Below are 11,793 nucleotides of genomic sequence, written 5' to 3' on the forward strand. Positions count from 1 at the left end.
TTCGGTAAGTGACCGCCGACCAGAGCTTTCTCGCCGACTGCCGGGCCCGCCTCGCCTTCGACCTGCTCGCCCACACCTGGAACGCCGTGGTGATCTGGGCGCTCCGTCAGGGCCCCGAGCGGCCGGGCGCGCTGCGCGAGCGCATTGGGGGCATCAGCCCCAAGGTGCTCACCGAGACCCTGCGCCGACTGGAGTTCAACGGCCTGGTCCACCGCCGGGCCCGTCCCGGCTCCCCGCCGCACGTCGAGTACGGCCTCACCGACCTCGGCCACACCCTGCTCCCCGCCATCGAGGCGTTCGGTGCCTGGGCCTTCGCCCACGGCGACGAGGTGATGGCCGCCCAGGAACGGGCGGAGAGCGCCTAGGCGGTCGGGCGGCCCATCGCCCGGTAGGTCCAGCCGGCCGCCCGCCACACCGTCGGGTCCAGGGCGTTGCGGCCGTCCAGGATGACCCGGGCCGCCGCCACCTCGCCCAGCGCCGCCGGATCCAGCTCGCGGAACTCGCGCCACTCCGTCAGATGCAGCACGACATCGGCGCCGCGCACCGCCTCCACCGCGGAGTCGGCGTAGCCGAGGGTCGGGAAGAGGCTGCGGGCGTTGGTCATGCCCTTGGGGTCGTAGACCGTGACCTGGCCGCCCTGGAGGTGGATCTGCCCCGCCACGTTCAGCGCGGGCGAGTCCCGTACGTCGTCGGAGTCCGGCTTGAAGGTCGCGCCGAGCACCGCGACCCGCTTGCCGAGGAAGGACCCGCCGCCCAGCACCTGCCGGGTCAGGTCCACCATCTGGCCGCGCTGGCGCATGTTGATCGAGTCGATCTCGCGCAGGAAGGTCAGCGCCTGGTCGGCGCCCAGCTCACCGGCGCGCGCCATGAACGCCCGGATGTCCTTCGGCAGACAGCCGCCGCCGAAGCCGATCCCGGCCCGCAGGAACTTCCTGCCGATCCGGTCGTCGTGCCCGATGGCCTCGGCGAGCTTGGCGACATCGCCGCCGGACGCCTCGCACATCTCCGCCATCGCGTTGATGAAGGAGATCTTCGTGGCCAGGAAGGAGTTCGCCGAGGTCTTCACCAGCTCGGCGGTCGGGAAGTCGGTGACGACGAAGGGGGAGCCGTCGGCGACCGGCGTCGCATACACCTCGCGCAGCAGCTTCTCGGCCCGCTCGCTGCGCACGCCGACCACGATCCGGTCCGGGTGCAGGGTGTCGCTGACGGCGAAGCCCTCGCGCAGGAACTCCGGGTTCCAGGCCAGCTCCGCGTCCGGACCGGCCGGCGCGTGCTCGGCGAGGTAGGCGGCGAGCCGGTCCGCGGAACCCACCGGCACCGTCGACTTGCCGACGACCAGCGCCGAGCCCTTGAGGTGCGGGGCGAGCGAGGCGAAGGCGGCGTCGACGTAACTCATGTCGCACGCGTACTCGCCGTGCCGCTGCGGAGTGTTCACACACACGAAGTGCACATCGCCGAACGCGCCGATCTCCGCCCAGTCCATGGTGAACCGCAGCCGCCCGCTGGAGCCCTCGATCCCGGCCACGTGCTTGCGCAGCAGCTCCTCGAGGCCCGGCTCGAACATCGGGACCTCGCCGCGCTGGAGCTTCTCGATCTTCTCGGGCGCGACATCGAGACCCAGGACCTCGAAACCGAGCTCGGCCATGGCTGCGGCGTGGGTGGCGCCCAGGTAGCCGGTGCCGATCACGGTGATCTTGAGGGCCATGGGGACTCCCTTGACTGGTACGGCGGCGGTGCGCGCCCGAGCATAGTCGGGGCGTGGGACCTCTCCCCACCGGGCACTTTTCCCCCTGTCGCCAAGCTCACGTAACACCCGCGGGGGCGGACCCCTAAAATTGGGGTTACTTAACGGTAATTAGCGCCAGCATCACAGCGTCTTTGGAGCGTGAGAGACCTTGGCCGGATCGGCTGACTTCGACCTGTACCGCCCGTCCGAGGAGCACGACATGCTCCGCGACGCCATCCGCTCCCTGGCCGAGGCGAAGATCTCGCCGTACGCCGCCGCGGTGGACGAGGAAGCCCGCTTCCCGCAGGAGGCCCACGACGCGCTCGTCGCGAACGACCTGCACGCCGTGCACGTGCCCGAGGAGTACGGCGGTGCCGGCGCCGACGCGCTCGCCACGGTCATCGTGATCGAGGAGGTGGCCCGCGTCTGCGCGTCCTCCTCGCTGATCCCGGCGGTGAACAAGCTGGGCTCGCTCCCGGTGATCCTCTCCGGCTCCGAGGACCTGAAGAAGAAGTACATGGCGCCGCTCGCCAAGGGCGAGGGCATGTTCTCGTACTGCCTCTCCGAGCCGGACGCCGGATCCGACGCGGCCGGCATGAAGACCAAGGCGGTCCGCGACGGCGACAGCTACGTCCTCAACGGCGTGAAGCGCTGGATCACCAACGCCGGCGTCTCCGAGTTCTACACGGTGATGGCGGTGACCGACCCGTCGAAGCGCTCCAAGGGCATCAGCGCCTTCGTCGTCGAGAAGTCGGACGAGGGCGTCTCCTTCGGCGCCCCGGAGAAGAAGCTCGGCATCAAGGGCTCCCCGACCCGCGAGGTCTACCTCGACAACGTCCGCATCCCCGCCGACCGCATGATCGGCGAGGAGGGCACGGGCTTCGCGACCGCGATGAAGACCCTGGACCACACCCGCATCACGATCGCCGCGCAGGCCCTCGGCATCGCCCAGGGCGCCCTCGACTACGCCAAGGGCTACGTCCAGGAGCGCAAGCAGTTCGGCAAGCCGATCGCCGACTTCCAGGGCATCCAGTTCATGCTCGCCGACATGGCCATGAAGATCTCGGCCGCCCGCGCCCTGACCTACCAGGCCGCCGCCGCCTCCGAGCGCGGCGACGCCGACCTCACCTACCTGGGCGCGGCCGCCAAGTGCTTCGCCTCGGACGTGGCGATGGAGGTCAGCACGGACGCCGTCCAGCTCCTCGGCGGCTACGGCTACACCCGGGACTACCCGGTCGAGCGCATGATGCGCGACGCCAAGATCACCCAGATTTACGAGGGCACGAACCAGGTCCAGCGCATCGTCATGGCGCGCAACCTGCCGTAAGTACAAGGCGGTCGGCCCCCGGTGCGCGTGAGCCGCCGGGGGCCTCGCTGTGTGAGCGGTGGTCTCAGTTCCCGGAGACGGTGACCTTCTCGTCGTTGTTCAACTGCTCCACCAGGGTCTTCACCTTCGCCTTGTCCCAGACGAGGCTGCCGCCCGAGGAGCCGGAGATCGGCATGTTCATCGACGTGCCCTCGCCGCCGGTGACGCCCTTCATCGCCCAGAACATCGACGCCAGGTCGAACAGGCCCATGTCCTTGTCGACGATCAGGGTGTCCAGACCGGCACTCATCGTCGGGTACAGCTTGAAGGGGTTCAGCACGGTGCCCGGGGTCGCGGCCTGGTTGGCGAGGGCCGCGAGGAACTTCTGCTGGTTCTTGGTGCGGTCCAGGTCGGAGCCGGCCAGCGCGTACCGGGTGCGGACGAAGGCGAGCGCCTCCTCGCCGTTCAGGGTCTGCTTGCCCTCCTCCAGGTCGGCCCCGGACTTGGAGTCCTTGATGCCGCCCTTGGGGATGTCCATCTCCACGCCGCCGACCGCGTCCACGATGTTGGCGAAGCCCGCGAAGCCGATCTCGACGTAGTGGTCGATGTGCAGGCCGGTGTTGAACTCCACCGTCCGCACCAGCAGCTCGGGGCCGTCCTCCGCGTAGGCGGCGTTCAGCTTCACGTGCCGGCCCGTGCCGGGGTAGGTCTTGCCGGACTCCGAGCCCACGAAGGTGGGGATCTCCACGGCCGAGTCACGCGGCAGCGAGATCAGCGTCGCGCCGTTGCTGCCGGTGTGCAGGATCATCATCGAGTCCGTGCGCTTGCCCTCGGCGGACCCGGTGTGCAGCTTCTTCTTCTCCTCGGCGGACATGCCCGCGCGGCTGTCGGAGCCGACGATCAGGTAGTTCGTGCCCTCGCCCGCCTCCGGCCGGTCGATGACCTTGGACAGGTCGACCTCGCGGTTGAGCTTGGAGTCGGCCCAGAAGTAGGTGCCGACGGTGGTGACCACGAGCACGGTGACGACGGTGATCGCGGTCCACTTGAACCGGCGCCGCCAGTCCGGCGCGGGCCGGGGCTCGCGCATGCCGCCACCGCCCCCGCCGCCGGGGGGCGAGCCGTAGACCTGTCCGGTGTTGTAGCCGCTGTCGTAGCCGTCATGGCCCTGGCCGTCGACGTACGACGGCTGGGACGGCACGCCGTACGGCGGTGCCGCCTGGCCCCCGCCGGACGGTGCCGCCGAGCCGCGGCGGACCTGCCGCATGACGCGCGCGCCATCCGGCCGTGCGCTTGCACTGCCGTGTCCGTAGCCGCCGCTGCCGCGGTTCTCGTCGGACCATCCCTCGGGCCAGTTGTTCATGCGCCCCAGTGTGCAGGGAACGGCTGTGTGACTGACAGGGTCGGTGGAAAATAGGGGCCCGGCTGTTGCGAACCCAACACAAAGTCCGCGTTCTGCCGCTCGGCATAAGGTGGAGGCCATGACAGACCAGGTCTCCACCGCGGAATCGGACGCTCCGGATATCCCGGGCAAGCCGACGTCCGCGTCGCGCACCACGCTGAGCCACATCATGACCCACAGCGACACCAACCTCCTGGGCACCGTGCACGGCGGGGTGATCATGAAGCTGGTCGACGACGCCGCGGGCGCCGTCGCCGGCCGGCACAGCGGAGGGCCCGCGGTGACGGCGTCCATGGACGAGATGGCGTTCCTGGAGCCGGTCCGGGTGGGCGACCTGGTCCATGTGAAGGCGCAGGTCAACTGGACGGGCAAGACGTCGATGGAAGTGGGCGTACGGGTCCTCGCGGAGCGCTGGAACGAATCCGCCCCGCCCACCCAGGTCGGCTCGGCGTACCTGGTCTTCGCGGCGGTGGACGCCGACGGCAAGCCGCGCCGGGTTCCCCCGGTGGTCCCGGAATCGGAGCGGGACAAGCGCCGCTACCAGGAGGCCCAGATCCGCCGCACCCACCGCCTGGCCCGGCGCAGGGCCATCATGGACCTCCGCGAGAAGAGGGCGGCGGAGGGCATCGAGGACTGACGTCTCCGCCCCCGCGGCGGCGGACATCGAGAAGTGACGGCCTCGCCCCGCGGCGGCGGACATGGGGACTGACGTCTCCGCCCCCGCGGCGGCGGACATCGGGACTGACGTCTCCGCCCCGCGGCGGCGGACATCGAGAAGTGACGGCTTCGCCCCGCGGTGGCGGTCATCGGGACCGATTTCCTCGACCCCGGTGGCGGTCATCGGGACCGACTTCCTCGCCCCCGGTGGCGGTCATCGAGACTGACCTCCTCGCCCCGCGGCGGCCGGGAGTCACTTGCGGAGCCCGCCGGCCGGGAGTCACTTGCGGAGCCCGTCGGCCGGGAGTCACTTGCGGAGCCCGCCGGCCGGGAGTCACTTGCGGAGCCCGCCGGCCGGGAGGCCACTTGCGGAGCCCCCCGGCCGGGAGGCCACTTGCGGAGACTTGCCGGCCGGGGAGTCGCCTGTGGACCACCCCCCGACCGGCAGGTCACTTGCAGACCACCTCGTCGCCCCGCACCACCCCGGACTCGCCCTGCGCCGGGTCCACCGCCCGCACCTTCCGTACCCGCTCGAAGTCCGTCCCGGCGATCACCTTCAGCGTCGGTCCGAGCCCCTTCACCGCCCGCAGTTCACTGCCGGGCAGGGCCGCCGCCAGCGACTTCGCCGAGCGGTCCCAGCCCGGGTCGTAGGCCACCACCGTCCGCTTCACCGTCCGCTGCGCCGCGTTCACCGGCGCCCGGCTCGTCCGGAACCCCGTGGCCGCCAGCGCCGAGTCCACCCGCTTGCCCAGCCCCTCCGTCGCCGTCCCGTTCTCCACCTGCACCTGGATCTGCTGCGGGGCCACGTCCACCATCAGCGCCTCGCTCCGCTGCCGGTGCTCGGTGAGCGGCTTGTCCTCGCGCAGGGCCGCGAACAGCCGGGACGACTTCGCGGGGTCCCACTTCAGCGTCGATCCGACGCCCTTCACCTCGTACCCCATCTGCCCGATCGGCACGGTGGTGAACTCCGACGACGAGGGCGAGAAGTTCCGCATCGCCCGCCCCAGGGCCAGCAGCTCATTCGTCCCGAAGCCCTTGTCGGCGCGCACCGACCCGAGCACGGCCCGCGTCACATCCCGGAACTTCATCGGGTTCAGCAAGATCCCCGACGACGTCGCCCGTTCCACCAGCGCCGCCAGGAAGCGCTGCTGCCGCTGCATCCGCCCGAGGTCCGACGCCCCGTCGACATGCCGGGCGCGGACGTACTGCAGCGCCTCCCCGCCGGTCAGCGCATGAGTGCCGGCCGGCAGGTCCAGTCCGGTGTAGGAGTCCTTCAGCGGCTCGGCCGTGCACACCTTCACCCCGCCGAGCACATCGACCGTCTTCATGAAGCTGGTGAAGTCGACCTCCAGATAGTGGTCGATCTTCACCCGGGTCATCGCCTCGACCGTGCGCACCGTCAGCTGCGGCCCGCCCTCCGCGTACGCGGCGTTCAGCTTCAGCGGATGCCCGTGATGACGCTCCCCGGTCGTCGCGTCGACATGCGCCGGCGTCATCGCGTACGAGTCCCGCGGCAGGCTCACCACACTCGCCCGCTCCCGGTCCGCCGAGATGTGCACGATCATGATCGTGTCGGTGCAGTGGCAGGGCGCCCCGCCGAGCCGGTACTTGCGCCGCTGCGCCTCGGAGATCCGGTCCCGTCCGTCGGTGCCGACCAGCAGCACGTTCATCCCGTGCCCGGCCTGCGGCCGGTTCTTCATGTCCTTGAAGGGGTCCACCCGCGCGATGTCCGCGTCCAGGCTGGTCATCACCGCGTGCCCGATCCCGGCGGACGCCAGCACCACCACGGACAGCGTGGTCACCGCCCGCATGGCCCAGCGCGGTTTCCCGCGCCGGGCGGGCGGCTGCGGCGGCCGGCGCCGGGGAGGACGGGGAGAACGGGTTGCGGGGGATGCGGGCACGGCGACACCTCCGCGAAGGCCGTACAGCGGGGACGTGGGATCCGTGAGCACCGTAGGCCCATACGATCTGCGGCCCGGTGCACCGCCCCGGGCGGGGCGCACCGGTGTCCCCCGTTCGCGGTAACGTGAGGCCCCTATGAACGCCATGCCCGACGTGCAGCTCCCCGCCGTGTCCGTGATCATGCCCGTCCTCAACGAGGAGCGGCATCTGCGCGGAGCCGTCCAAGCGATCCTCGCGCAGGAGTACGCCGGCGAGATGGAGGTCGTGATCGCCCTCGGTCCGTCCACGGACCGCACGGACGAGATCGCCGCCCAGCTCGTCCGGGAGGACCCTCGCGTCCACACCGTCCCGAACCCGACCGGCCGTACGCCCGCCGCCCTCAACGCCGCGATCAAGGCCTCCCGCCATCCGATCGTCGTCCGCGTCGACGGCCACGGCATGCTCTCGCCGGGCTACATCGAGACCGCCGTCCGGCTCCTGGCGGAGACCGGCGCGCAGAACGTCGGCGGCATCATGCACGCCGAGGGCGAGAACGACTGGGAGCACGCGGTCGCCGCCGCGATGACCTCGCGGATCGGGGTCGGCAACGCCGCCTTCCACACCGGCGGCGAGGCCCAGGCGGCCGAGACCGTCTACCTCGGCGTCTTCCGCCGCGAGGCCCTGGAGCAGCAGGGCGGGTACAACGAGGAGTTCATCCGCGCCCAGGACTGGGAGCTGAACTTCCGGATCCGCGAGGCCGGCGGGCTGATCTGGTTCTCGCCCGAGCTGAAGGTCTCGTACCGCCCGAGGCCGAGCGTGAAGGCACTCGCCAAGCAGTACAAGGACTACGGCCGCTGGCGGCACGTCGTCGCCCGCTACCACGAGGGCTCCATCAACCTGCGCTACCTCGCCCCGCCGGCCGCGGTGTGCGCCATCGTGGCCGGGCTGGTCGTGGGCGCCGCGCTGCACCCGCTCGGCTTCGTGATCCCCGGCGGCTATCTCGCGGCGATCGTCCTCGGGTCCATTCCCGCGGGCAAGGGGCTGCCGCTGAAGGCGCGGCTGCAGATCCCGGTGGCCCTCGCCACCATGCACATGTCCTGGGGCTGGGGCTTCCTGACCAGCCCGCGCTCCCTGGCCCGCAAGGTCATCGCCTCCCGGCGCCCCGCCGTGCTCAGCACCAGCAACTGAGCACGGCAGCCAGCTGAACCCGGCCTAGAACGTGAAGGCCGGGTTCACGTGCATACAAGCCCCTTCGTCGGCGCCGTTGAGGGCCTTGTCGGCGTCGGGCATCTTGTCGTCCCTCTCGGGCGCCTTGTACGCCGTACCCTCGCGCCAGTCGCCGCCCACGACGAGCGTCACCCCCGTGACCTCCGTGGAGCGCTTCACCGAACTCAGCGGAATTCCCAGGGACTTGGCGACCCGCTGGGCGTCGCCCTCCAGCTCCGCGCTCGGGTAGCGGACGAGCGTACGGTCCTCGCTCAGGAGCTTCGACTGATCGGCGACCGCCTGCGTGAAGCCCTCCTCCTGGAGCAGCCCGGTCACCGTGTTCGCACGCCCGCCGACCGCGCCCAGGGTGTCGCTGCCGGTGCCGTTCTGGACCTGCACGGCGATCTCGCCGTCGGGCGCGGCCGGGTCGTCCGAGAGCTTCTCCTCGGTCTTCGCCTTCTTCTTGCCCTTGCCGTCCAGTGCGATGTCCTCGCGCACCAGCCGGAACAGCTGCTCGGCGTCCTCGGTGGGCTCCACCTGCGCGCCCACGTACCGGTTCGGCATCGTGGCCATGGTGATGCGCTCCGGCTTCACCTTCCGCAGCTCGTTGCTGAGCTCGAAGAGCTTCTTCACGTCGTCGAGACCGGGGTCGACCGTGAGCGCGTCGGTGGCCTCCTCGGCCAGCCTGCGCAGCTTCAGCGGGCTGCTGAGGGTGGCGTTCTCGCGCAGCTGCCGGACCATCGAGCTCATGTACATGTGCTGGGCCTTGGCCCGGGCGAGGTCGCTGCCGTCCTCGAAGCCGTAACGGGTGCGCAGCCACTGCAGGGCCTGCTCGCCCTTGATCGGGTGGGTGCCCTCCTCCAGCTTCAGCCCGGACCCGTGGCCCTCGCTGTCGCGCGAGTGGATGTTGGCGTCCACGCACACCGGGACGCCGCCGACGGCGTCCGCCATCGACACCACGCCCGCGAAGTCGACCATGATGAAGTGGTCGATGTGGATGCCGGTGAGCTCCTGCCAGGTGGCCACCGTGCAGCCCGGGCCGCCGTTGCGCAGGCTCAGGTTCGTCGTCACCCGGCCGTTGCTCGCCGGGTACTCCTCGTCGTCGTCCGGGTCGGTGCACTTCGGTATCCGGACGAGGGTGTCGCGCGGCATGCTGATGACCGACATGTTGGTGCGGTCGGCCGACAGGTGCAGCAGCATCTGCACGTCCGCGCGCGGCGGCGTGCCGAAGGTCTCCCGCGCGCCGCCGAGCTTCTGGTTCTCCTTGGTGTCCCGCGCGTCCGAGCCGATGAGCAGGATGTTCAGCGGGGTCTGCCCGGCGGCGTTCGGCGTCGGCTCGGCGACCTTGTTGTCCCCCAGGTTCAGGTCGTCGTGCTTGATGTTGCCGTTCAGGTGCCGGTAGTAGAGATACCCGGCCCCGGCGGTACCGACGATGAGCGCCGCGAGCACGGTCGCGGACCACTTCACGGCCCGCCGCCCACGCGCCTCCCGCGCTCTGCGGCGGCCGCCCCGGCCCTCCCCGCCGTCGGCCACCCGGGCGCCGCCCCCCGCGGCACCCGGAGCGGCCTCGCGCACACTGCTCTGCGTCACTTCCCCGTCCTCCCCACCCATACCGATCGAACCGCCCCACCCCTGCGCCATGGAACGGGCCCGCCGTACGTCCTGTCAGACGTTCGGCAGGCCCGTCAGGTCGCCTCAGTGGCTCAACCGGAGCACTGGACCTTGTCCGCCGTCGACTTCTCCACGTCCGGCGTCTTCACCGAGGAGGAGTCGAGCGGCACGCCCGCTCCCTTGAAGTCCTTGCCCAGGATCAAGGTCATCGTCGGCAAGCCCTGGGCGTTGAGCTCGCTCTCGCCGGGCTTCAGCGCGGACCCGGACAGACCCATGATGTCCGCCAGCCGGCGAGCCTGATCTGCCTGGTCAGGAGCGTACTCGAGAGTCGTCTTCGGCTGTTCTACGCCCGCGTTGCCCGCGTTCTCGGACTTGTCGACGCCCGCCTGCGTCTGGAGCCAGGCGAGCTGCGCCTGCGCGCTGCCGGAGGCCGCGCCGCCGTTGAGGATGCGCACCCGCACCTCGGAGGCGTCGGCCTTGGGGCCCTTCAGGCGGGCGGCCACAGCGGCGGCTTCCTTCTTCTTCTCTGCCTTGACCTCGGTGAACGACACGTCGTTCTTGATCATGTCGAAGACCTGGGGCGCCGTCGCCTCGTTGAGGACGACCGTCGCCTTCACCGCCTCGGCCGGGTTGTCCTTGACCGGGACGGTGGCGAAGGTGATGTTCTTCGGCGGTACCTTCTTCAGCTCCAGGGCGATGTCCTTGAGCGTGCCCACGCTGCCTATGGCCTCGTCGACCGTCAGCGCCTCGGTGGCGGCCTCGGCCAGCTTCAGCAGCTTGGTCGGGCTGGTGAGGGTGTCGCCGGAGGACATCTTGCGCATCAGGGAGCCGAGGAACTGCTGCTGCGCCTTGATCCGGTCCAGGTCACCGCTGTTGCCGAAGCTCTTGCGGGTCCGCAGGAAGGCGAGCGCCTCCTCGCCCTCCACCGTCGATTCACCCGCGGGCAGATTGAGCTTGGAGTCCTCGTCGTCGACGGCGCGCTCCAGACAGATGTCGACCCCGTCCACGGCCGTCGTCAGCGTCTTCACGGCGTTGAAGTCGGCCATCATGAAGTGGTCGACCTCGATGCCGCTGAACTCCTCGACCGTGCGCATGCTGCAGCCGGGGTCCCGGCCGCTCTCGCCGAGCGAGCGGTTGAAGCGGACGCCCTGGAGCCCGGGGATCGTCTCCTCGGACCCGTCCTCCAGCGTCGTCTCGCAGTCGGGGATGTCGACGATCAGATCGCGGGGGATGCTGAGCGCGGTGGCGTTCGACCGGTCCTTGGAGACATGCAGCAGGATCGTGGTGTCGGCGTGTCCGGTACTGCCCTTGTCGCCGTAGCCCTCGTTGCCCGCACCGGTGCGCTTGTCCGTACCGAGGATCAGGATGTCGAAGGCCTCGTCCTTCCTGAAGTTGCTCGCGCCCGCGTCACCGATGTCGATCGTGTCGACGTTGCCCTCGAGGTGCTTGAGGTAGAGATAGCCGCCGGTGGCGACCGCCACCAGCACGAACGCCATCGAGCCGCCGGTCCACAGCATCGCCCGCTTCGTCTTCGACCTGCCGGGCCTGCGCCCGCGCCGCCCCGGCGGCTCCTCGGGCTCGGTCCCGCGTCTGCGCGGCGGCGGCACCCTGCGGCCAGGCGCCTGTGTCGGCCGCGCGGTGGTGCCGTCCGGCCGGGGCGCGGAGCGGCCGCGTGGGCCGGGGACGGGGGAGCGGGGTGACTGCGGTGCGGAAGTGCTCAGTCGCAGTTCGTATTCGCCGGTGTTCGGATTGAGTACCCATTGGTCTGCGGGGTCGATGTTCTCCGACCGCCCACGGGCTGCGTCCACGGTTGTCCGAATCCTCCGTCGGGAAGGCGCCGCGCGGAACGTCGCCGCGGGGCCCGATGCACCGGATCGCTCACACTATCCGCACACTTCGGCGTCGAGCGACGTCGGTGAGAAATTCCACGTGCGTACAACCGAATGAGGCATCCCTACAAGCGGTCAATTCGTTCCATTTCCCTGACCGATCGGTGAACTGACCGGT

9 protein-coding genes are annotated in these 11,793 nt (G+C 70.4%); 4 read left to right on the forward strand and 5 right to left on the reverse strand.

The genetic code is table 11. The annotated features are described in order from the left end of the window. Positions 1-8: 8 nt before the first annotated feature. Positions 9-365, forward strand: coding sequence for a winged helix-turn-helix transcriptional regulator (locus ACWD11_RS30415; RefSeq protein WP_451286816.1), 357 nt, complete (start codon positions 9-11; stop codon positions 363-365). On the opposite strand, the gene ACWD11_RS30420 is transcribed toward ACWD11_RS30415, so the two are convergent. Further along, complete coding sequence (locus tag ACWD11_RS30420; protein WP_451286818.1) at positions 362-1,705, reverse strand: UDP-glucose dehydrogenase family protein; 1,344 nt, start codon at positions 1,703-1,705, stop codon at positions 362-364. The two genes, ACWD11_RS30415 and ACWD11_RS30420, sit on opposite strands and share 4 nt — an antisense overlap. 190 nt (positions 1,706-1,895) lie before the next feature. On the opposite strand from ACWD11_RS30420, the gene ACWD11_RS30425 reads away from it, so the two are divergent. Continuing rightward, the gene (locus tag ACWD11_RS30425; protein ID WP_389418394.1) at positions 1,896-3,053 is read left to right on the forward strand and encodes an acyl-CoA dehydrogenase family protein; all 1,158 of its coding nucleotides are present in this window, start codon (positions 1,896-1,898) and stop codon (positions 3,051-3,053) included. Positions 3,054-3,117: 64 nt separating this feature from the next. Here the strand turns inward: ACWD11_RS30425 and ACWD11_RS30430 are convergent, their stop codons facing one another. Beyond that, positions 3,118-4,392, reverse strand: coding sequence for an LCP family protein (locus ACWD11_RS30430; protein WP_389418395.1), 1,275 nt, complete (start codon positions 4,390-4,392; stop codon positions 3,118-3,120). A 118-nt stretch (positions 4,393-4,510) separates the two neighbouring features. On the opposite strand from ACWD11_RS30430, the gene ACWD11_RS30435 reads away from it, so the two are divergent. Beyond that, positions 4,511-5,068 carry an acyl-CoA thioesterase gene (locus ACWD11_RS30435; RefSeq protein ID WP_389418396.1) on the forward strand — a complete coding sequence of 186 codons (558 nt, stop codon included), beginning with the start codon at positions 4,511-4,513 and terminating at the stop codon, positions 5,066-5,068. Between the two features lie 469 nt (positions 5,069-5,537). Here the strand turns inward: ACWD11_RS30435 and ACWD11_RS30440 are convergent, their stop codons facing one another. Further along, positions 5,538-7,040 carry an LCP family protein gene (locus ACWD11_RS30440; RefSeq protein ID WP_451286821.1) on the reverse strand — a complete coding sequence of 501 codons (1,503 nt, stop codon included), beginning with the start codon at positions 7,038-7,040 and terminating at the stop codon, positions 5,538-5,540. A gap of 85 nt (positions 7,041-7,125) precedes the next feature. Between ACWD11_RS30440 and ACWD11_RS30445 the strand changes: the two genes are divergently transcribed. Further along, the gene (locus ACWD11_RS30445; RefSeq protein WP_451286823.1) at positions 7,126-8,157 is read left to right on the forward strand and encodes a glycosyltransferase family 2 protein; all 1,032 of its coding nucleotides are present in this window, start codon (positions 7,126-7,128) and stop codon (positions 8,155-8,157) included. A gap of 24 nt (positions 8,158-8,181) precedes the next feature. Here the strand turns inward: ACWD11_RS30445 and ACWD11_RS30450 are convergent, their stop codons facing one another. Beyond that, a complete protein-coding gene (locus ACWD11_RS30450; protein WP_389418399.1) occupies positions 8,182-9,816 on the reverse strand; it encodes an LCP family protein in 1,635 nt (544 codons plus the stop codon). Positions 9,817-9,878: 62 nt separating this feature from the next. Next, a complete protein-coding gene (locus tag ACWD11_RS30455) occupies positions 9,879-11,594 on the reverse strand; it encodes an LCP family protein (protein WP_451286825.1) in 1,716 nt (571 codons plus the stop codon). Positions 11,595-11,793 lie beyond the last annotated feature (199 nt).

The organism is Streptomyces sp. NPDC002776, assembly GCF_053592195.1.